We start from the raw sequence: 19618 nt of genomic DNA on the forward strand, positions 1-19618 counted from the left end.
CGCTACATATCAGCTGCTCAGCGGCACGTTGTCGATCAGCCGGACCGGCCCCACCTTGGCGGCGATGAGAGCCAGGCCTTCGCCGCGGAGCGGGACGTTCCGGCAGTTCTCGGCCAGCGGCTCAAGGGTGAGCGGATCCACGACGTCGAAGTAGTCCAGTCCCACCAACGACTGCGATTCAACCATGGCCCGGGCCGATTCCAGATCAAGCGGCTGGTGGGCAGTTGCCCGCTCCGCCAGGAGCCGCAGCGCCCGTGACAACACCAGGGCGGCCTCGCGCTCCTCTGCGGAGAGGAACCGGTTGCGGCTGGACAGGGCCAGCCCATCCGCGGACCGGACGGTGGGCACGGCAACAATTTCGACGGGGAAATTCAGGTCCGCCACCATACGGCGCACCAGCGCCAGTTGCTGGGCGTCCTTTTGCCCGAAATAGGCCCGATAGGCCGGCAGTCCCCCGCCGCCTGAGGCAAAAGCACCGGCCGGCGGAAGCCCTGAGCCGGGGATGCCGTAGTGCAGCAGCTTGGCAACCACGGTGAGGGCGCCGTCGAAATGGCCCGGCCGTGAGGCGCCTTCCCACTTTTCCCCCAGGGAGCCGGCGGTCACGCGGACCAGCGGCTCGCCGCCGGGATAGACCTCTTCCACCGGAGGCGCAAACACGAGGTCCACGCCCTGTTCCTCAAGCAGGGCAAGATCGGCGTCGAGCGTGCGGGGGTACCGGTCCAGATCCACCGCATCGCCGAACTGGAGCGGGTTCACAAAGATGGACGCCACCACTACGTCGTTCTGTTCGACGGCGGTCCGCGCCAGCCGGGCATGGCCTTCGTGCAGCGCGCCCATGGTGGGCACCAGGCCCTGGGACCTGCCCGCCTTCTGCGCGAGCAGCCGGGCACTCGCCGCCCGGAGCTCCGCGGCAGTTGTCACCAGTTGCGTGGCCATGTCAGTTTCCCTCTTCCAGGGCCGCGCGGAGGGCCCCCACTTGATCCTCTTTGAGCAGCCCCCGGCTGCTGGCCCGCCGTGCCGTGGCGCGGGCCATGGCGAGGTAGGCCTCCAGCACATCGCCGTGCGCACCGGCGTCGTACTCCCTTAACGCCTCGGCGTGGGCCGCCACTGTCCCCACATCGCCGCGGGCCACCGGCCCGGTCAGCGCCGATTCGCCGGAGGCGAGCGCGTTCTCCAGCGTGGCCCGCAGCAAAGGCCCCAGCATCCGCTCCGGCGCGTCGACGCCAACGTCGCGGAGCAGCTGCGAAGCCTGCGCCACCAGGGTGACCATATGGTTCGAGCCATGGGCGAGGGCCGTGTGGTAAAGCGTCCGGTCCCCCTCGGCGATGGCCACGGGTTCGGCACCCATCTCCACTACCAGCGCCTGGGCAATGGGCAGCATCGCTGCATCAGCGGTCACGCCAAAGGTGCAATCCAGCAGTCGTGTCAGGTCCAGGCTCATGCCCGTGAACGTCATGGCGGGGTGCAGCGCAAGGGGGATGGCTCCGGCGGCGCGCACCGGGCGAAGCACCCCCACGCCGAACCGGCCTGAGGTGTGCGCCACGATCTGTCCGGGCTGCCACGCCCCGAGTTTGGCGAGTCCGTCCACCAGTCCGGCCAAGGCGTCGTCGGGCACGGCCAGGAGCACCAGTTCAGACCGTTCCACAATCTCCTGGATCTCCAGGATGGGCACGCCGGGCAGCAGCGTCTCCGCCCGTTCACGGCTGGCCTCGGACACCGCGGAAACCCCGACGACGGCGTGCTCGGCTGAGCGCAACGCCGCACCAAGGACGGCGCCCACTTTCCCGGCACCGATGATTCCGACGCCAAGGCGCCCGGGCTTAGCCACGTTGCGGGCCTTCCTGTTGGGGACTGGTTTCGGCGGGCTCAACCACCGAGGTTTCGACTGGCTCAACCACCGGACTAGCGGTTTCGACAGGCTCAACCACCGGAGCGGGCGCCACCGTTGCCAGCCATTGTTCACTGGTCTGCCGCTTGCGGGCGAGCCGGGCGCGGGCGGACTGGGCATCAAAAAGGCCCCGAGCCTCGTCAAGTCCGGCCTGGGTGAGCCGTGGCGAGACCGGCCCCGCCGTGGTATGCAGGACAAGGTCCGCCACACGGAACCGCCGGGCGAGCGGACCCTGGTGCAGTGCCATTGACTGAGTGCGCTGGTGCGGGACCACCACCAGTTCCCGCCACCACCGGCCCGAGCGGATCAGCAGGGCGGTGTCAGTGGTGGCGAAGCCATTGCGGCGCCAGCCCAGCGGCGCGAGGAACCTGCCGCGGTGCGGCGTGGTGACAAATCCGCCGTCGGAATCCAATCCCGAGATCCCGGCAGCGAAGATGCGTCCGGGCTCCGGCGTTCCGGGGTCCGGCAGCACGAGTGCGAGCATGGACATCACGTCGGGCAGCTGGCCCACGGGCAGCAGCGTGGTCCGGGACGACGTCTCGCCGTTGCTTCCGACAGCGCCGTACCCGGCCACGTTGACCTGGATCCGGTACCAGCCGAAGATCCGCCACAGCGGGGACTGTGCCACTTTCAGCGCCTGGACCCTGCCCGGGGGCAGGGTCTGCGCCTGCGTGTCCAGCAGCCCGTAGCGGAGCCGGATCCCGTCCGGCGAAATGGCCGCGGTGAAGTTGTAGCCCTTGTTGAAGGACCCCCAGTAGCTGGCGGCAAGGCCCAGCACCGCCGGGATCAGGTAGAAGAAGAAGCCGCGGTTGTCCGTCACGGCGGACAGGATCACGGAGGCGATGCCGCCCAGCACCACAAAGAAGCTCTGCTCGCTGAGGAGCAGGGAACCGATAAGGCGCGACGGCGGCACGGACAGGACCGGATGTTCGGGCGCCTCGGGTGCGGCCTCCTGCGGCCGGGCCGGGTCCGGGACCACGCCTGCGGCGCGTGCCAGGATGGTGGCCCGGAGCTGGCGCGCGTCGTCCATCCGCAGGTAGGCCAGCTTGACGGCCGATTCACCGGCGTCGGCCACCTCGAACTTGAGTTCGGCCAGGCCGAAGATCCTGGCCAGGAGGGGCTGGACGATGTCGATGGCCTGGACGCGGTCCAGCCTGGCCTGCCGCTGCTGCCGGAAGAGGAAGCCGGAGTTGACCCGGACGTACCCTTCGGAGACCTGGTATTTGGTGAAGTACCAGGTCAGGATGAAGCCCAGCACGGTCACCACCAGCACGATGCCGCCGCCGGCCACGAGCCAGGGTGCCCGGCCGGCGAAGTCCTCCTCGAAGAGCGGACGGCCCTGCAGCAACCGTTCGAAATAGTCCCGCCCGAAGAAGAAACCAATGGCCGCCAGGGCCACCCAGCCGCGCACAAATGGGGATGCCGGGTGCACACGCAGCCACTCGCCGTCGGGCGCTACCGGAACCGCACTCGGTGCGCCGGCCTCCGGAACGTTTGCCGTCACAACCCTGCCAGCCTCGCTTCACCGCGGGCGGCGAGCTGCTCGCGCAGGCGTGCCCCCTCCGCGGCGGGCAACCCAGGGATGGTGGCGTTGGTTCCGGGTGAGGCGGTGTGGAGTTTGAGGGTGCAAAGTCCCAGCCCGCGTTCTACCGGGCCCACCCCGATGTCCACGTACTGCATACGGCCGTAGGGAACCGTCATGGTCCGTTGGAAGAAAATGCCGCCCCGGATCAGGAGGTCATCGTCGCGCTCGGCATAGCCGATGGCGCGCACCTGGCGCGGGATCAGCACCAGCCGCCAGATGGCCAGGACCAGGGTCACCGCCGGGACGGTGATGGCCAGCCACAGCGGCGGCCACCGCCACCAGCCGAGCAGGACAAAAACGAGGGGCAGGGTCAGGACAGTCATCGTGACCAGGTTCCCGATGGCCCACTGCACCAGCCGAACCGTAACGTATTTCGGGGATACCCGCTGCCAGGTAATGCCCGGCGGATCAATCGCCTCTGTACGCATATTCGCCTTCCCCTGCGGCTTCGCCGCGTACCCCGCGGCCGCGTTTCCCCTCACCGGGGGCTACATCGCTGTCTTCCGGCGGGATCTTGCAGAACCGCTCCACCAGCAGGCCGACGACGATCATCACCAGGCCGCCAACGGCGATGGCGACGGCCACCCAGGTGATGCCCTGGTCGCTGCGCAGGTTCCAGATCCGCAGCTGGTCCAGGAAGATCCCGGCATGCCAGCCCAGCAGGACGGTGCCCGCGTAGGTGCACGCCTGGGCCAGCACCAGGGTCCTGGCGGCCAGGATCGGGTCCAGCGCTTTTTTGCGTTTGGTGCTGTTGCGCCACCGGAGCACACGGATGCCAAGAATCAATGTGATGGCAATGATCACGCCCATGGTGGCCAGCGCGGTGGCCGGAAGAACGGGCGTGGCCATGCTGTAGCGGGTGGTCACCACGGTGGCTGACCAGCCTGCCACGGTCAGGACCAGGCCGATCAGCAGCAGGCGGACAGGATTGATGGGCTTCACCGGTTACTCGACCGCCCCGGCTGTGGGGACGCCGTCGTTGTCGCCGTAACCGTCGAACGGGGCGAGGTCGTCAAAGTCGGGGGCACGGGCAGCCAGCTCGCTGATGCGTTCCCCGCCCAGGGTGGCCGCCGGCTCGATCAGCGACCACGGATACAGCACAAAGGCGCGTCCGGCGGCGCGCGGGTGCGGCAGGGTCAGCACGGGGTCGTCACTGGTGAGGTCGCCGTAGGTGATGATGTCGACGTCGAGCGTCCGCGCCCCCCAGCGCACTTCACGCACGCGGAGGTGCTTGTTTTCCACGGCCTGGCAGTGCTTCAGCAGTTCCGTCGGGGACAGCGTGGTTTCCACGGTGATGATCATATTCAGGAAGTCGGGCTGGCCGGCCGGGCCGCCCACGGCTTTGGTCTGCACTACCGGGGAAACGGCCTGCAGGCGAACCTCCGGCGGGTCGACCAGGTCGGCAACGGCCTCGGACAGGGTGTCGTTCCGCTCGCCCAGGTTGCTGCCGAGGGCCAGGACGGCTTTGGTGTACCCGCCGCTCATGGTCTCTCCCGGTGCACGCTGACAGCCACATCCCCGAAGGGCACCTCGATGGGTGCCTTGGGCTTGTGGACGGTGATGTCCACGGCCTGGATGGTGAATTCGTCGAGCAGGCCGTCGGCGATCCGGACGGCCAGGGCCTCGATCAGGTTCAGCGGCTCCCCCGTGATCCAGTCCTTGATCCGCTCAGCCACTTCGCCGTAGTGGGCAGTGTCCCGGACGTCGTCCGATACTGCGGCCTTGGTGAAGTCCAGATGCAGCACGGCGTCCACCACAAACGGCTGGCCCTCACGGCGCTCGAAATCGAAGACTCCGTGATGGCCGACGGCGGTGACACCGCTCAGCGTGATCCTGTCCATGGGTGCCCGGCCTAGGTGGTGGTAGGGGCGGCGGCCATCCGCGCGGCCACCTTGACGGCGTCAAGGCTTGGAGCGACGTCGTGCACACGGACGGCCCAGGCCCCCCGGAATGCGCTGATCGCGGTGATGGAGGCCGTGGCGTCGTCGCGCTCTTCCGGGGCGGCGGACTTGCCGGCGACGGTCAGGAGCGTGCCCAGGAAACGCTTGCGGGAGGCGCCCACCAGGACTTTGTGCCCCAAGCTTTCCAGCTGGTCCAGGTGCTGCAGTAGCTCCCAGTTCTGGGCGTCATTCTTGGCGAAGCCCAGACCCGGGTCCACGATGATCTGCTCTTTGCTCACGCCGGCTGCGTAGAGCTTGTCGCGGACGCCGGCCAGTTCAGCCACCACTTCGCCGGCCACGTCCTGGTATTCCGCCAGGGAGTTCATGGTGCGGGCGTCACCGCGCCGGTGCGTGAGGACATAGGGCGCACCGGAGGACGCAACGAGCTCGGCCATTTCGGGCTCGATGGTCAGTCCGGAGACGTCGTTGATGATGGCGGCGCCGGCCTTCAGGGCAGCGGCGGCCGTGGCGGCGTGGGTGGTGTCGATGCTGACCAGGGCGCCCGCTTTGACCAGGGCTTCGATAACGGGGATCACCCGGCGCTGTTCTTCCTCCGGGCTGACGTCCTCCGCGCCGGGGCGCGTCGATTCGCCGCCGACGTCGATGATGTCCGCTCCGGCGTAGAACATCCGCAGGCCCGCCGCGATGGCAGTGTCCGCCGTCGGGTGCTTTCCGCCGTCGCTGAAGGAGTCCGGGGTGACATTCAGGATGCCCATGACCAGGGTGCGGCCGGTGGGCAGGTCCGCGAATTTCGCGGCCGGGCGCGGTTTGCGCAGGATGGGCAGCGGAGATGTTGCGGGCCCGGTTCCCGGGGCTGCAGCGAGTGAGTCCATGGTCTGATACTTACCTTCCGAGGATGAGGCTCATGGCTTCGGCACGGGTGGCCGGGTCATGAAGCTGCCCGCGGACCGCGCTGGTGACGGTCTTTGCTCCGGGCTTGCGGACACCGCGCATGGACATGCACATGTGTTCGCATTCGACTACGACAATCGCGCCACGCGGCTTGAGGTGGCTGACCATTGCTTCGACGATCTGGGTGGTGAGCCGCTCCTGCACCTGGGGGCGCCGGGCGTAGATGTCCACGAGGCGTGCCAGCTTGCTGAGTCCGGTCACTTTGCCGTCATGGGAGGGAATGTAGCCGACGTGGGCAACCCCGTGGAACGGCACGAGGTGGTGCTCACACGTTGAGTAGAACGGGATGTCCTTGACCAGGACCAGTTCTTCGTGGTCCAGGTCGAACGTGGTGGAGAGGACGTCCGCGGGATCGTGGTGCAGTCCCGCGAACACCTCGGCGTAGGCCTTGGCCACCCGTCGGGGGGTGTCTACGAGGCCGCCGCGGTCCGGGTCCTCGCCGATGGCAATGAGGATTTCACGGACGGCCGCCTCGATCCGGGGCCGGTCCACCTTCTCGTGCTTTTTGTGGTGGGAGCCGTCCTCCGCCGGGTGTCCGGCGGAGGCGGGAGCGTCGTCGTCGTCGAAGTGAGTCACAGGAGAAAGCTTAGCCGTGCGTGGCGTCAGGCCCCGAGTCGGGGATGCCACCCTGGAACGCGGCGTCATCCGGGACACCCTGCGGGTGCGGCGGCAGCGCGTCCAGCGGTTCCTCGAGACGGGCCTCCTTGGCTTCCTCCTGAGCTTCGCGCTCAGACTTCTCCAGGCGGGATTCCACGGGGCCGGCCTGCTGGACCGGACGGGTCTCCTTGGACAGCCACACGTCGCGGAAGTCACGCTTGCGGATGTCCGTGAAGATGTGCGCGATCTCGGCCTGGTTGAGGGTCTCTCGTTCCAGGAGTTCCAGGGCCAACTGGTCCAGGACATCCCGGTTTTCGGTGAGGATGGCGTAGGCCTCGTCATGCGCCTGGTCGATCAGGCGGCGCACTTCCTCATCCACCACGTAGGCGATCTGGTCCGAGTAGTTGCGCTCGTGCCCGGCGTCGCGGCCCAGGAAGGGTTCGCCGCCGCCCTGGCCCAGGCGTACTGCGCCGACACGCTCGCTCATGCCGAACTCGGTGACCATCTTGCGGGCCGTGGAGGTGGCCTTTTCGATGTCATTGGAGGCTCCCGTGGAGGGATCGTGGAACACGATCTCCTCCGCCACGCGGCCGCCCATCGCGTACGCCATCTGGTCCAGCAGTTCGTTGCGGGTGATGGAGTACTTGTCATTCTCCGGGACCACCATGGTGTAGCCCAGGGCACGGCCGCGGGGCAGGATGGTGATCTTGGTGACCGGCGCCGAGTTCCGCAGCGCGGCCGCCACCAGGGCGTGTCCGCCCTCGTGGTACGCGGTGATTTTGCGTTCGTGTTCCTTCATCACGCGGCTGCGCTTCTGCGGGCCGGCCATAACGCGGTCGATCGCCTCGTCCAGGGCGCGGTCATCGATGAGGTTGGCGTTGGAGCGCGCGGTCAGCAAGGCTGCCTCGTTCAGGACATTCGCGAGATCCGCACCGGTGTAGCCCGGGGTCTTCTTCGCCACAGCCTTGAGGTCAACGCCCGGGGCCATCGGCTTGCCCTTGGCGTGCACCTGCAGGATCTGGTCGCGGCCGATCAGGTCCGGGGCGTCCACCGAGATCTGGCGGTCAAAACGGCCGGGACGCAGCAGGGCCGGGTCCAGGACGTCGGGGCGGTTGGTGGCAGCGATAAGGATGACGTTGGTTTTAACGTCGAAGCCGTCCATTTCAACCAGCAACTGGTTGAGGGTCTGCTCGCGTTCGTCGTTGCCGCCGCCGATGCCGGCACCGCGGTGCCGGCCGACGGCGTCGATCTCGTCCACAAAGATAATGGCCGGAGAGTTGGCCTTGGCCTGCTCAAAGAGGTCGCGGACACGGGACGCGCCCACGCCGACAAACATTTCCACGAAGTCCGAGCCGGAGATGGAGAAGAACGGCACGCCGGCCTCGCCGGCGACGGCACGGGCCAGGAGGGTCTTGCCGGTTCCCGGAGCGCCGTAGAGCAGCACGCCCTTGGGGATCTTGGCGCCCACGGCCTGGAACTTGGCCGGTTCCTGCAGGAACTCCTTGATTTCCTGGAGCTCCTCCACAGCCTCGTCTGCACCGGCTACGTCAACGAAGGTCACCTGCGGCATGTCCTTGTTGACCATCTTGGCCTTGGACTTGCCGAACTGCATGATCTTCGAGCCGCCGCCCTGCATCCGGGTCATCAGGAACCAGAACAGCGCACCAAGCAGGATGACAGGGATAAGCAGCGAAAGCAGGCCGGAGAACCAGTTGCTTTCGATCGGCTGGTCCGTGTAGCCGTTGGCGGGCTTGGCAGCCGTGACGGCCTTGACGACGTCGGCGGCGCGGGCGTCGACAAAGAAGAACTGGACGCTCTTGCCCTTGTCCTGGCCGTTGACATCCAGGTTGTCCTTAAGGGTCAGGTCAACGCGGTTTTCGCCGTCGAAGATCTTTGCCTGTTCAACCTTGCCACTGTCGGCAAGGAGCTCAAGGCCCTTGTCCGTGTCGATCCGTGCCGCACCACCGGGAGCCAGTGTTGCAAAAGCCACGAGAAGCATGGCGATCACAACAACGATCCAGATGCCCGGGCCCTTGAAGAAACTCTTAGCTTTCATCTGTTCGGGGGCTGGCCCCGTCCCTCCTGGTAGTGCTGCACGGCGAGTGGATCTGCGCGCGTGTGGTGCTGCATCAGCTACTAGCTATACACCGTTCGGAGTAATTCACGCACGGTGTAGCGCAAAAGTTCCCTCTGGGCGTAGCGGGATGTGGGAGGCAAAGCGGAACTCCCCAGGTCAGCCAACGGGTCAGCGCGCGGGCGCCGCCACCGAATCGCGCCGTACCGGCGGGCAGTCCAGGATGGTCGGGTGGAGCGCCATGAGGGCCAGGTCCGTCTTGCCCTCGATGGCGTCGATCAGGTTCTCGGCCGCCCAGGCGCCCATTTCGTAGTGCGGCAGGGCCACCGTAGTCAGGCCCGGGTACAGGTTTGCCGCGATGAGTTCCTGGTCATCGAAGCCCACCACGGATAGGTCCCCGGGGATGGACAGCCCCAGCTCCGCCGCGGCCCGGTAGGCGCCCATGGCCATCCGGTCGTTGTAGCAGAACAGCCCGGTGGGCCTGTCTTCACGCCCCAACATCCGGCGGGCCGCCGCATAGCCTCCCTGCACTTCGGAGGGCTCCGATTCGACAGGTGCCGCGTCGCCGTCGAGCCCTGCCTCCGTCAGTGTGGCCCGGAAGCCGCGGAGGCGGTCCCGGGTGGCGGGGACGTCGTCGGTGTTGTTGATGAAGCCGATTCGGGTATGGCCGGCGGCCAGGAGGATTCCGACGGCGGCGCGGGCACCGCGCTCCTCGTCCGGCACCACAGCCGTGATGCCGCCGCCGGTGCTGACGGAGTCCACCAGCACCGCCGGTACGCTGCCAAGGTTGATGGGCAGCTGCACGTGGCGGTGGTACATGGTGGCGTAAAGGATGCCATCAACCCGGCGCTCCAGGAGGGCCTCGACGTCGGCATCCCTGGATTCGGGGCTCGCGGATCCGGACGTATTGACGATCATGAGGTTGTAGCCGCGGGCACGCGCCGCGTCGTCTGCGCCAAGAATGATCCTGCCTGCATGGGGCGTGGTGGCGATGTCCTCACTGACCAGTCCAAGTAACCCCGTGCGCCGCGTACGGAGCGCCTGGGCCAGGCGGTTGGGGCCGTAGCCGAGCTGCGCCGCTGCAGACTTCACCTTCGCCCGGGTTTCGCTGCTGATCCGCGCGTACGAGACATCATTCAGCACGTGCGAGACGGTAGTGACGGACACTCCGGCGGCGACTGCGACGTCCTTGATGCCAATGTTCTTGTTGCTCAACTTCTCTCCCCCGACCGCTTAAATGCAGCGAGATGGCATTTCACGGCAGTGTCCGTTGGTGCGACTGCCGTGAATTGCCATCTCGGCGAGAGTGGCTACTCGTAAACGTGCGGGGCGAGGGTGCCCACGAAGTCCAGGTTGCGGTACTTCTCGGCGTAGTCCAGGCCGTAGCCCACCACGAACTCGTTGGGGATGTCGTAGCCGACGTACTTGACGTCGATTTCCACCTTGGCGGCCGTGGGCTTGCGGAAGGCGGTGCAGATCTCCACCGAAGCGGTGCCGCGGGATTCCAGGTTGGTCTTGAGCCAGGACAGGGTCAGGCCGGAGTCAATGATGTCTTCGACGATCAGGACGTCCTTGCCCATCAGGTCCGTGTCCAGGTCCTTGAGGATCCGGACAACACCCGAGGACTGGGTGCCGGAGCCGTAGGACGATACTGCCATCCAGTCCATCGAAACGTGGCTGTGGAGCGCGCGGGCGAGGTCGGCCATGACCATCACAGCACCCTTGAGTACACCGACCAGAAGGATTTCGCGGCCTTCGTAGTCCTTGTCGATCTGCGCAGCGAGCTCGCCGATCCGCTGTTGGATTTGTTCCTTGGTGTAGAGAACGTGCTTGAGGTCTGCCTGGACGTCGTTTGAATCCACCAATGGCTCCTGTGTAGATGCGGGGTGCGACTATTCTTGGGGCGGTTTTTGAGGCCGGAATACTAGCTTCCCACAGCGGGCCGCTTCGCGGGGAACGGGGGCGCCGCCGTCGGGCCCGTCCGGGATCCCGGGCCGCGTTTCCGCCGCGTCCCGCTGGGCCAGCTCGGCGAGGGAGAGCCGGTACACGCTCACGCCTCCCGGCAGCTCAACGGGGCCGGCGGAACCCTGTCGCCGCAGGAGCGCTTCCGCCGCCAGAAGGCGCTGGTAGCTGGGCTGTTGACCCCCGACGTCGGCCGCTGCCTTGGCGATGACCCGGAACCTGATGGCCGGGGAAAGTTCCCCCAAAGCCTCCTCCGGAAGGCTGACCTCCGGTCCGGACCGCTCGGCCAAGGCTGCAAATGTGCGATCTGCCACGTCCTCCAGATAGTCGGCGTCCAACTGCAGGATGGACGCTGTCCGGGCCAGAGATTCAGCCACGCCGGGCCCGAGTTTTTCCTCGAGCATCGGCAGTACTTCCACCCGTGTCCGGGAGCGGGCAAACGACGGGTCTGCATTGCTGGGATCGTGCCAGGGCTCGAGGTCTTCGACATCGCAGATCTCCAGGGTGTCTGCGCGGCGCAGGCCGAGGAAGGGCCGGAGCAACAGGCCGCGGGCAGGCCGCATTCCAGCCAGCGAGCGCGTGCCGGAGCCGCGGGCGAGGCCCAGCAGGACCTGTTCGGCCTGGTCGTCCAGCGTGTGGCCGAGCAGGATGGCGGCGGCTCGGTGCTCCTGGGCCGCAGCCTCCAACGCTGCATGGCGGGCATCCCGGGCGGCGGCCTCCGGGCCCATCCCGGTGCTGGCGACGGTGACAGTCCGGAGGTCCACCGGGGAAAGACCGAGTTCCTTCAGTGTCTGGACTGTGGCCGCAGCCACATGGGCCGAGCCATCCTGCAGCTGGTGGTCAACCACCACCGCGCCGACCGTCAGGGGGTGCCCGTCAACGTGGCCGCGGCGGGCGAAATAGGCCGCCACCGCCGCGAGAGCCAGCGAATCCGGGCCACCGCTGCAGGCCACCAGCACCTTCGCCGGATAGCCGGCGTCCGCCAGCGCGTTCTGGACCATTTTGCGCGCCTTGCCGACGACAGGCGCGAGCCGGCCGGGCCGTCGTCGTCCGCTTGAAGCCGTGCGGGCGTGCGGCACCTTTGGGGCGTGCGGCACGTTTGGGGCGTGCGGCACCTACAGGCCCATCCGGTCAACCCACAGCTTGGCGTCGTGGATTTCGGGCTCGGTGGGGAGGTTGTCCGCGGATTCCCACACCCGGTTAAAGCCCTCCATCCCGGCCACGTCCACCACTGCACGGACAAACTTGGCACCGTCGGAATACTGGCGCATCTTGGCGTCCAGGCCCAGGAGGCTGCGGATGAATTTCTCCATCACGCCGCGGTCCTTGCCACGGTCGGTGAAGCGCTGCCGGATGGTCCTGACGGAAGGGACGATGCTGGCGTCGACGGCGTCCATCACCACGTTGGCGTGCCCCTCCAGCAGGCTCATCACGGCCGTCAGGTGGGACAGTGACGCCTTTTCCTCGGGGTTCTGCAGCAGGTCCAGGATGGCGCCGCGGCCGGGAGTATTGCCGGTGGCGGTCCGGTCCTTGAGGGAACGCGCGGCGGCGGAGGCACGTTCCATCAGCGAATCAACGTTGCCCAGCAGGTGCCCGCTGAGGTTATCGATCTCGGAAAGCATGTGGTGGCGGAGCCAGGGCGCAGCCGCGAACTGCACCCGGTGAGTCTGTTCGTGCAGGCAGACCCAGAGCCTGAAATCGTCCGGCGCGACGTTGAGCTCGCGCTCCACAGCCACGATGTTGGGCGCCACAAGCAGCAGGCGGCCGGCGGCGGGCGCTTTGGAACCTTCGGCGAGCGCGGCGAAGGGATCGTACTGGCCCAGGACCTTGCTGGACAGGAACGCCAGGACAGCGCCGAGCTGGCTGCCCGTGATGGCGCCGCTGACGCTGGCCGCCGCCGGGCTGACGTTGCCGCGGCGGCTTTCGAGCATTTTGTCCATGGCGGGTTTGAGCATCACGGCGAAGCTCTGCGTGTTTGCCTTGGCCCAGCTGGCACGGTCCACCACCAGGACAGAGGAGTCGCGGAGGTCCCGTGCGGCTTCGAGGCCCGTGATTTCGTGGACGTGCGGGACGGAGGCGTCCGCGAGGCGGCGAAGGCTGTCCACGGCTTCGCCGATTTCCGCCGAGTTGAGGGTTGGCCCCGCCGAGGCCAGCCGGGCCGCCGTGGACGCGGCCAGGTCCCAGTTGATCAGGGCCTGGGCCGGGCTGGATGATGCCGGGGCTGACGAATCACGCGCAGTGGACTCCATAGTCCCCATCACATCACAGCGGACGGCGGATGGTCCTTAAGTTCGCTGACCGGCGAACGGCTCGGGGCATCCGTGACCTGCACCTGTGGTTCGTTTCAGAAATCGGCGGATTGCGCTGTCCTTCACTCGCGTCACGGAGTCTTGGTTGCAACTTCGGCAGGAGCCGTCTGGGCGTAGACGTCCTTACTGACCTCATATCCGTGCCGGTCGAGCTCAAGTGCTTGTTTATTGACGTCGGCCAGTTGGGCGTCGGAGAGCTGTTCGATTTTTTCGAGGTCCAGGGTTTCCTGTTTCACGCCACCCTCGGCTGTCACCCTTACCAGCCCAGTGCCGGCTGAATAGAACTTACGCTGGTGGCCTACATCCGGTTCCAGCGGATTGCGCTCATTAATCACCAGCACGCCTCCGTAGCAGTCGGTGGGGACGCATATCGCTACGTTTTCCTCGTAGGCACGCGCGCAATCGAGGAAACCCACTGAAGCCGCGTGAGCCTGAACATATTCCGGCGTGCCGGTCCGTGGCTGCGCTTGCATTGCAATTCCGGCTTGGCTCCCCGAAATCCCGTGGATGAAAGTATTGGGCGCCCCAATAAATTTGTCGTTTTCGAACTCCTCGGGATACTCACCGAAGAGCCAAACCGCTCCAGCGTTATCCTGGGCAAAGAAGGCCAGCTCCGATTCAACCAGCGCCCCGTCCTGGTAATCGCGGTCCCACATCACCAGGGTTTTCACACCGTCAATGACCTTGGTCAGGCCAGTTACGGTGTGTGTAACCGTCCGCTCGGTGGTGTCATCTTCAGTGGCGACCGTGCCGGTGGTGGTGTACGTTGTGCCTGGCTTTAGCGGAAACCACTTGTTGTCGATCGTCGGAGAGCCTTGGAAGGCGGTCTTGTCGAAGTTGACCGCAGACCCTGGCCCGCACAGCTCTGGCGCCTGCGCTGTCGCTGTCGGTGACCCTGACGGCGATACCGGCTCCGAAGTGCCGGTGGAGTTGGGCTGAGCCTGCCCGGCATCCGGCGCCGCGCACGACGCCACAGTCGACATCGTCAGGAGCAGCGTGAAAGCGGAACTGAGGGTTAATAGTCGCCTACTTGGCTGGAACATGATTGTGGCCTTCGCTGTCGGAATATATTGCTTTCAGCAACTGCCACGGGCGCCCCGTTTCGGAGCTCACCGAGGGGCAGCGCTGTCGAAACCGTGCCGGGTCTGAGGCGATCCGAAGACGCCCTCTATGGGGCGCGGCGAGCCGCCGAACGCGCGGCCTCGAGCACAAGGTCATGCCGTTCCGCGTCTTGGCGGGAGTGGGTCGGGACGGCATCACGGAATTTGATCGGAAATGGACACCAGCCTCCCCCTTCATGACGTTTCGACGGCGGATGTTCTTTGCGTTGCCAAACGCGGAGCCCCGCGTGTGGTTGAGCCTAGGGCTGGCCTCCGTCAAGTGTCACGAGTAGCCGGTACTTGTTTTTCCGCCCGCCGCGCCGCAAGTACGTGCTCCTAAAAGATCCTGCCCGCATAACAGCGGTCAGGACTCGCACGAACGGTGTTGCCCGGCACCGCTATTTCGGCGCAGGGCAGCGGTTACGGTAGGAACCCGGTTGCGGTAGGAGCAGGTTAGCGGCAGCCGCAGGCAGCGAGCGCCGTGGCGGCCCGGTCCAGGGCTTCCCTGTTCCCGGCGGCGCCAGGCTTCAGGTCGTTGCCGATGAAGGAGAAGACCAGGAGCCGGCCGTCGGCGTCCACCACGAAGCCGCTGAGAGCGATGACCGAATTCAGGGTCCCGGTCTTGGCCCGCACCAGGCCGGCGCCGCGGGCCGTGGAGCCATCGACGTAGCGGGTGTCCAGTGTTCCGGTCAGCCCCGCGACCGGAAATCCATCCAGCGCGGCCCGCAAACGGGTGTCGGTCCCGCTGGTGATGGCACGCACCACTTCCGCGAACTGGCGGGCAGAGACTTGGTTGGCCAGCGCCAGCCCGGACACGTCCGCGAGCCGCATGGTGTCCGTAGGGATGCCCAAATCCGCGAGCTGTGCGCGGACTGCTCCGGTGGCGCCGTCGTTGCTGGCGGGCTCACCCGCAGCCGCCGAGGCCATCCGGCCCAGGACCTCCGCCAGGTAGTTGTCCGAGGTCTGCAGCATGAGGTCCACCTGCTGGCCGACCGTGGCGGACTGGACCTCGGCAAGGACCGCCGGCTCTTCTGCTGAGGGCGCATCGCCCGAAGGCGCGGTGTAACGTTCGACGCCGGCCGCTACCGTGAATCCCGCAGCGGCACCTGCCGTCTTGAGCTGCGCGGCAAACGCCTCGGCGGCGGTGATTGCTGAGTCCTGCGGGCGGGGGCCGGTGGTCACGGCCGGGTCAAAGCGCGCCGAGTTCAGCGCAAGCGGGTACAGCGGGGCAACCTCGCCCGCGGCAACGTCCCCGTCTGCCCACGCGGGGTTCAGCGCTGGGCCGGTGAACAGGGAGTCGTCCACCAGGACCGTCAGCTCGCCGGTTGTTCCTGCGGTTTGGAGCGCGTTCACGGTGGCGGTGGCGAGGTTGGCGAGCCCGGCGTGGCCCATCACCTGGTTGGGCGCCGATTCTCCGGCACCCAGAAGGACGTCGCCGCCGCCGGTGAGCACCACCTGATTGGCAGCGGGCCCGGCCAGGACCTTGGTGCTGAAACGGTGATCCGGCCCGACTGCCCGGAGGGCGGCCACCGCGGTGAGCAGCTTCATATTGGAGGCGGGGATCCGGCTCTCCGAACCGCCGCGGTCAAACAGGACCTGGCCCGTGAGCGCATCCTGGACCAGCCCCGTGAAGCTGCCGTCGCCGTCGGGCTTTAACAAGCCGTCCAACTGCCCGGCAACGGCGGAGGCCAGCGGCACGGGCGCCGACTCCGTGAGCGGAGAAAGGCCGTTTCGGGCGGAAAGCGCCGTGGGGGGCTGTTGCCAGGCGGGCACTTCGGGTGTCGCCGCGGGAGGCGGGCTGACGAAAGCAGGGGCAACCAGCCATGCGGAGGGGAGGGCCAGCATAACGATCGCGGCCAGGAGCAGCGCGGTGGGCCAGGCACGCAGTCCGCGCTGGACCGTGCGCCGGAACGCGCCGGGGCCCGATGTTTCCTTCATGCTGGTGCTGGTCCTCAAGTCCTGAAATTTCCCCGCAAGTTCCTGAAACCTGGGCCTCTCGCTATATCCTCAATAGTAGTCGGCGGCACCGACACTCCTTTTTGTTGTTCGTCTCCTGTGCCGCGAACCCCCTGCAATTGCCGAGGAGCATTCCATGAAGCATGACGTGACCATCGAGATCCCCAAGGGATCACGAGTCAAGTACGAAGTTGACCACGAGACCGGCCGCGTCCGCCTGGACCGCGTCCTCTTCACCTCCATGCAGTACCCCACGCATTACGGTTTCTTCGAGAACACCCTGGGCGAAGACGGCGATCCGCTGGACGCACTGGTGCTCCTGCAGGACTTCGATCTGCACCCCGGCGTCATCGTTGAGTCCCGCCCCATCGGCGTTTTCAACATGACCGACGACGGCGGCGGCGACGCCAAGGTCCTGTGCGTCCCGGTTGACGCCCGTTTTGACCACATCCAGGAAATCAGCGACGTCAGCGAATTCCTGATCAAGGAAATCGAGCACTTCTTCACCCGCTACAAGGACCTGGAGCCGGGCAAGTGGGTCAAGGCTGAGGGCTGGGGCGACCGCGCCGCCGCCGAGGCCGAGCTGGAAGCCTCCATCAAGCGTTACGTGCCGGCAGCGCACTAGCGCCAGGCCGACGGCGGGTGCCGGGTTCGCGAGAGCCGGCACCCGCCGTCGTTGTTTAATCCGCTCCCCGGCGCGAACGGACACTCAGGAAACTGTGGAATCGTTGCCCTGTGAGTTCCGAGCCTTCGTTTAATCCCCCGTGCGGTCCGATCAACGGGTGGCGGGACGGTGAGGTGGTTCGCGCAACCGGTATCCCCTACGCCACCGCGGGCCGCTTTCAGCCTCCGGTGACCGCGCCCGACTGGACTGCCGATTTTGCCGCCACTACCCTGTCGCCCGCTTGCCCGCAGGGCCCCGTTCCGTTCCTGGACGACGTCCTGGGTACCCGGTACGGCGAGCTCCCCGGAAGTGAGGACTGCCAGCGCCTGTCGATCACGGCTCCGGCCGGGCTTGCCGACGGCGAGCACGTCCCGGTCATGGTGTGGCTGCACGGCGGCTCCTACACGTCCGGTTCCGGCGACCTGGCGATCTTTGATGCCACGTCCCTGGTGTCTGAGAACCGGGTCATCGTGGTCTCCGTGACCTACCGCCTGGGCCTGTTCGGATATTTGGCCACTGGCACCGGCCGGCCCGCGAACCTCGGCCTGCTGGACCAGTTGGAAGCGTTCCGGTGGGTGCAGCGCAACATCGCGGCCTTCGGTGGGGACCCGGGGCGCATCACCGCGTTCGGGCAGTCCGCGGGAGGCGACTCCGTAGCCCACCTCATGGCAACGCCCGAAGCGCCGGCCCTGTTCCAGCGGGCCATCATCCAGAGTGCACCGCTGGGGATCACCCGCGGCCGGCACAAGATGAGCCGTGCCATGGGCATCGCCGCCGAAGCCGTCACGGAGGACACCCCGATGCTGGACGTTGTGGCCATCGAAGACCACGTGTCACAAGTGGCCCGGAAGTTTGGCCTGATGGCAGCCATGCCGTTCGGCACGCAGTACGGGCACGCCCCGCTGCCGCCGGAATCACGTGTTGAGGCCGCCTGGAACGCCACGGCCCCGGGCATCGAAGTGCTGATCGGGCACACCTCCGACGAGGCACGGCTGTTCCTGCCCCGCAGTCCCGTGGTCAGCCGGTTGGGCAAGATCCCCGGTCTGGGCGGCGTTGCCGTGCGGGCCATTAATTGGGCGGTGACGGAGGCGGTCTACGGCAGATCCGCCCGTAAGTTTGCCCGCCGTCACGCCCGCGCGGGAGGCAAGGCCTACAGCTATCTGCTGTCCTGGGGCGCACCGGGAAACTTCTACCGCGCCGCACACACCGTTGATTTGCCGCTGCTCTTCGGAAACCAACAGACCTGGGCCGCTGCCGGGCTCCTCAAGGGCGCAACCTGGGATGAGATCGACGCCGTGGGCCGCGAAGTGCGCCGGCTGTGGGCCGGATTTGCCCGCGGCGACGGATTGGGTGAGACGGGCGGGATTCCCGGAGCGCTCGCGTACCGCTCGATGTAGTCCTGCAGGCCTCGCCGACTTGCCTTGAGCCAGAGACCAGCCGGTAGTCTGTGTTTCACATGTTCACGTTGACCATCAACCAGACCGACAGCCGGCGCGACGGCGACCGCGTCCCTCAGCTGCTGAAGGACCTGCGGCACATACCCGCGCGCCTGGATTTCGACCGGTCGGTGGAAGATGAAGTCCAGGGCATTGTGGACTGCCCGCATCAGGCCGTGGAGGCTGCCCTGATCGCCCTGCGCTGCGGCTCCTGGTACGTGGGGCTCGGCGTCGGACCGGTCAATGAGCCGCTTCCCAACCAGATCAAGGATGCCTCCGGCCACGGCCTGATCTATGCCCGGCGCGCGGTGGACCGGCTCCGGAACAGCAAGGAACGCATCCCGGTTGCTGTGGAGGGACCGCTGGCGGACGTCGCCCACGAAGCCGAGGCCGTGCTGCGGCTTTTGGGCCATATAGTGCGGGACAGATCCGGGGCTGAATGGCGCGTGCTGGACCTCATGACTCCCGGCGTCCGCGGACAGCAGAAAGCGGTGGCCCAGGAACTCAGCATCACCACCCAGGCCGTCAGCAAAGCAGTGGCCCGGTCCCAATGGAACGAGGAACACGCTGCCCGCCCCGCCGCTGCACGGTTGCTGGCGCTCATCCTTGAGGTGCGCTGAAACCAGGTAGCTCACGCCGCCTACTGCTGAAAGGCCTATTGCAAGGCGCCCTTACTGCATGGCGCCAATGATTGCCCCCATCGCCGTGAAGGTCACGATGTTGTAGCTGGCGTTGATGGCGAACAGCGTGAGGCTGCGGCGTTCGAAGAGGTAGTTGACACCCAACGCGGCTGCCACCCAGGCCGCGCCAGTAGACAGCCCAGCGAGGGCACCGAACCCGGCACCGCCGTCGCCGATAAACGCCGCGAGCACCCCCGCCATCACCACCGCGAGCAGGAACGAGCCCACAAAAACGCGTACGGTCGCGTGCTTCAGCTGCTCATCCGTCACGCCGGCCTCGCGCTGCCATACCTTTGCGAAGAGCACCGAGTACCAGAGCCCTCCCACGATGAAGCTCGCCAGGGCGGCCAGCAGCACGGCCAGCCAGTTGATGTTGATGTCCATGGGGCATCCGCCTTTCAAGGGGTGATAGCCCGATGCTAGGACACGCGTCAAAATAACCTAGGTTTTCATTGTTGGGGCGGGTAAGTTCGTGGTATGGCCGATAGTGTGCAGATTGCGGAGTCCGTAGCGCG

Annotated in this window: 20 protein-coding genes; 3 read left to right on the forward strand and 17 right to left on the reverse strand. The window is 66.8% G+C overall.

Annotated elements, in window-relative coordinates; all coding sequences use genetic code 11:
* Positions 1 to 9: 9 nt before the first annotated feature.
* From ACVWY0_RS18095 to dacB, 16 genes are all read right to left on the reverse strand, one after another.
* The gene (locus ACVWY0_RS18095; protein ID WP_485837898.1) at positions 10 to 936 is read right to left on the reverse strand and encodes a 4-phosphopantoate--beta-alanine ligase; all 927 of its coding nucleotides are present in this window, start codon (positions 934 to 936) and stop codon (positions 10 to 12) included.
* 1 nt (position 937) lies between these two features.
* On the reverse strand, positions 938 to 1828 hold the full coding sequence (locus tag ACVWY0_RS18100; RefSeq protein WP_485837899.1) for a Rossmann-like and DUF2520 domain-containing protein: 891 nt from the start codon (positions 1826 to 1828) through the stop codon (positions 938 to 940).
* A complete protein-coding gene (locus tag ACVWY0_RS18105) occupies positions 1821 to 3392 on the reverse strand; it encodes a PH domain-containing protein (RefSeq protein ID WP_485837900.1) in 1572 nt (523 codons plus the stop codon). The genes ACVWY0_RS18100 and ACVWY0_RS18105 overlap by 8 nt, the downstream gene beginning before the upstream one ends.
* Positions 3389 to 3901 carry a PH domain-containing protein gene (locus tag ACVWY0_RS18110; RefSeq protein WP_485837901.1) on the reverse strand — a complete coding sequence of 171 codons (513 nt, stop codon included), beginning with the start codon at positions 3899 to 3901 and terminating at the stop codon, positions 3389 to 3391. The genes ACVWY0_RS18105 and ACVWY0_RS18110 overlap by 4 nt, the downstream gene beginning before the upstream one ends.
* A complete protein-coding gene (locus ACVWY0_RS18115) occupies positions 3882 to 4415 on the reverse strand; it encodes a DUF3180 domain-containing protein (RefSeq protein ID WP_485837902.1) in 534 nt (177 codons plus the stop codon). The genes ACVWY0_RS18110 and ACVWY0_RS18115 overlap by 20 nt, the downstream gene beginning before the upstream one ends.
* Before the next feature lie 3 nt (positions 4416 to 4418).
* A complete protein-coding gene (gene folK, locus ACVWY0_RS18120; RefSeq protein ID WP_485837903.1) occupies positions 4419 to 4958 on the reverse strand; it encodes a 2-amino-4-hydroxy-6-hydroxymethyldihydropteridine diphosphokinase in 540 nt (179 codons plus the stop codon).
* On the reverse strand, positions 4955 to 5314 hold the full coding sequence (gene folB, locus ACVWY0_RS18125; protein WP_485837904.1) for a dihydroneopterin aldolase: 360 nt from the start codon (positions 5312 to 5314) through the stop codon (positions 4955 to 4957). Before folB ends, folK begins: the two co-directional genes overlap by 4 nt.
* An 11-nt stretch (positions 5315 to 5325) precedes the next feature.
* Complete coding sequence (gene folP, locus ACVWY0_RS18130) at positions 5326 to 6246, reverse strand: dihydropteroate synthase (protein WP_485837905.1); 921 nt, start codon at positions 6244 to 6246, stop codon at positions 5326 to 5328.
* 10 nt (positions 6247 to 6256) lie between these two features.
* Positions 6257 to 6901, reverse strand: coding sequence for a GTP cyclohydrolase I FolE (folE, locus tag ACVWY0_RS18135; RefSeq protein ID WP_485837906.1), 645 nt, complete (start codon positions 6899 to 6901; stop codon positions 6257 to 6259).
* A 10-nt stretch (positions 6902 to 6911) separates the two neighbouring features.
* Positions 6912 to 8978 (reverse strand): ATP-dependent zinc metalloprotease FtsH, encoded by a 2067-nt coding sequence (gene ftsH, locus ACVWY0_RS18140; RefSeq protein ID WP_485837907.1) that lies wholly within the window; start codon positions 8976 to 8978, stop codon positions 6912 to 6914.
* Positions 8979 to 9167: 189 nt separating this feature from the next.
* The gene (locus ACVWY0_RS18145) at positions 9168 to 10211 is read right to left on the reverse strand and encodes a LacI family DNA-binding transcriptional regulator (RefSeq protein WP_485837908.1); all 1044 of its coding nucleotides are present in this window, start codon (positions 10209 to 10211) and stop codon (positions 9168 to 9170) included.
* Between the two features lie 95 nt (positions 10212 to 10306).
* Positions 10307 to 10858 carry a hypoxanthine phosphoribosyltransferase gene (gene hpt, locus ACVWY0_RS18150; RefSeq protein ID WP_463918294.1) on the reverse strand — a complete coding sequence of 184 codons (552 nt, stop codon included), beginning with the start codon at positions 10856 to 10858 and terminating at the stop codon, positions 10307 to 10309.
* A 30-nt stretch (positions 10859 to 10888) separates the two neighbouring features.
* Complete coding sequence (gene tilS, locus ACVWY0_RS18155) at positions 10889 to 11959, reverse strand: tRNA lysidine(34) synthetase TilS (RefSeq protein ID WP_485837909.1); 1071 nt, start codon at positions 11957 to 11959, stop codon at positions 10889 to 10891.
* A gap of 114 nt (positions 11960 to 12073) precedes the next feature.
* Entirely contained in the window at positions 12074 to 13207 is a 1134-nt protein-coding gene (locus ACVWY0_RS18160; RefSeq protein ID WP_056347689.1) for a zinc-dependent metalloprotease, read from the reverse strand.
* Between the two features lie 131 nt (positions 13208 to 13338).
* A complete protein-coding gene (locus ACVWY0_RS18165) occupies positions 13339 to 14310 on the reverse strand; it encodes a hypothetical protein (protein WP_485837910.1) in 972 nt (323 codons plus the stop codon).
* 510 nt (positions 14311 to 14820) lie between these two features.
* On the reverse strand, positions 14821 to 16305 hold the full coding sequence (gene dacB, locus ACVWY0_RS18170; protein WP_485837911.1) for a D-alanyl-D-alanine carboxypeptidase/D-alanyl-D-alanine endopeptidase: 1485 nt from the start codon (positions 16303 to 16305) through the stop codon (positions 14821 to 14823).
* Between the two features lie 154 nt (positions 16306 to 16459).
* Here dacB and ACVWY0_RS18175 point away from each other — a divergent pair, with 154 nt between their 5' ends.
* From ACVWY0_RS18175 to ACVWY0_RS18185, 3 genes are all read left to right on the forward strand, one after another.
* Positions 16460 to 16948, forward strand: coding sequence for an inorganic diphosphatase (locus ACVWY0_RS18175; RefSeq protein WP_056347687.1), 489 nt, complete (start codon positions 16460 to 16462; stop codon positions 16946 to 16948).
* A 110-nt stretch (positions 16949 to 17058) separates the two neighbouring features.
* Positions 17059 to 18384, forward strand: a complete 1326-nt coding sequence (locus tag ACVWY0_RS18180) for a carboxylesterase family protein (RefSeq protein ID WP_485837912.1) — start codon at positions 17059 to 17061, stop codon at positions 18382 to 18384.
* A 59-nt stretch (positions 18385 to 18443) separates the two neighbouring features.
* Positions 18444 to 19043, forward strand: coding sequence for a hypothetical protein (locus ACVWY0_RS18185; protein WP_252601791.1), 600 nt, complete (start codon positions 18444 to 18446; stop codon positions 19041 to 19043).
* Between the two features lie 51 nt (positions 19044 to 19094).
* Here the strand turns inward: ACVWY0_RS18185 and ACVWY0_RS18190 are convergent, their stop codons facing one another.
* Entirely contained in the window at positions 19095 to 19487 is a 393-nt protein-coding gene (locus ACVWY0_RS18190; protein ID WP_485837913.1) for a DUF1761 domain-containing protein, read from the reverse strand.
* Positions 19488 to 19618 lie beyond the last annotated feature (131 nt).

This window comes from Arthrobacter sp. UYNi723 (genome assembly GCF_054057635.1).

Excerpts from the sequence above, each read along its gene's own strand:
- ACVWY0_RS18160 (WP_056347689.1), bottom strand. The coding sequence starts at position 13,207 with ATGGAGTCCACTGCGCGTGATTCGTCAGCCCCGGCATCATCCAGCCCG.
- ACVWY0_RS18185 (WP_252601791.1), top strand. The coding sequence starts at position 18,444 with ATGTTCACGTTGACCATCAACCAGACCGACAGCCGGCGCGACGGCGAC.
- ACVWY0_RS18190 (WP_485837913.1), bottom strand. The coding sequence starts at position 19,487 with ATGGACATCAACATCAACTGGCTGGCCGTGCTGCTGGCCGCCCTGGCG.
- ftsH (WP_485837907.1), bottom strand. The coding sequence starts at position 8,978 with ATGAAAGCTAAGAGTTTCTTCAAGGGCCCGGGCATCTGGATCGTTGTT.
- ACVWY0_RS18175 (WP_056347687.1), top strand. The coding sequence starts at position 16,460 with ATGAAGCATGACGTGACCATCGAGATCCCCAAGGGATCACGAGTCAAG.
- ACVWY0_RS18095 (WP_485837898.1), bottom strand. The coding sequence starts at position 936 with ATGGCCACGCAACTGGTGACAACTGCCGCGGAGCTCCGGGCGGCGAGT.
- ACVWY0_RS18165 (WP_485837910.1), bottom strand. The coding sequence starts at position 14,310 with ATGTTCCAGCCAAGTAGGCGACTATTAACCCTCAGTTCCGCTTTCACG.
- tilS (WP_485837909.1), bottom strand. The coding sequence starts at position 11,959 with ATGGTCCAGAACGCGCTGGCGGACGCCGGCTATCCGGCGAAGGTGCTG.
- folK (WP_485837903.1), bottom strand. The coding sequence starts at position 4,958 with ATGAGCGGCGGGTACACCAAAGCCGTCCTGGCCCTCGGCAGCAACCTG.
- dacB (WP_485837911.1), bottom strand. The coding sequence starts at position 16,305 with ATGAAGGAAACATCGGGCCCCGGCGCGTTCCGGCGCACGGTCCAGCGC.
- folB (WP_485837904.1), bottom strand. The coding sequence starts at position 5,314 with ATGGACAGGATCACGCTGAGCGGTGTCACCGCCGTCGGCCATCACGGA.
- folP (WP_485837905.1), bottom strand. The coding sequence starts at position 6,246 with ATGGACTCACTCGCTGCAGCCCCGGGAACCGGGCCCGCAACATCTCCG.
- ACVWY0_RS18110 (WP_485837901.1), bottom strand. The coding sequence starts at position 3,901 with ATGCGTACAGAGGCGATTGATCCGCCGGGCATTACCTGGCAGCGGGTA.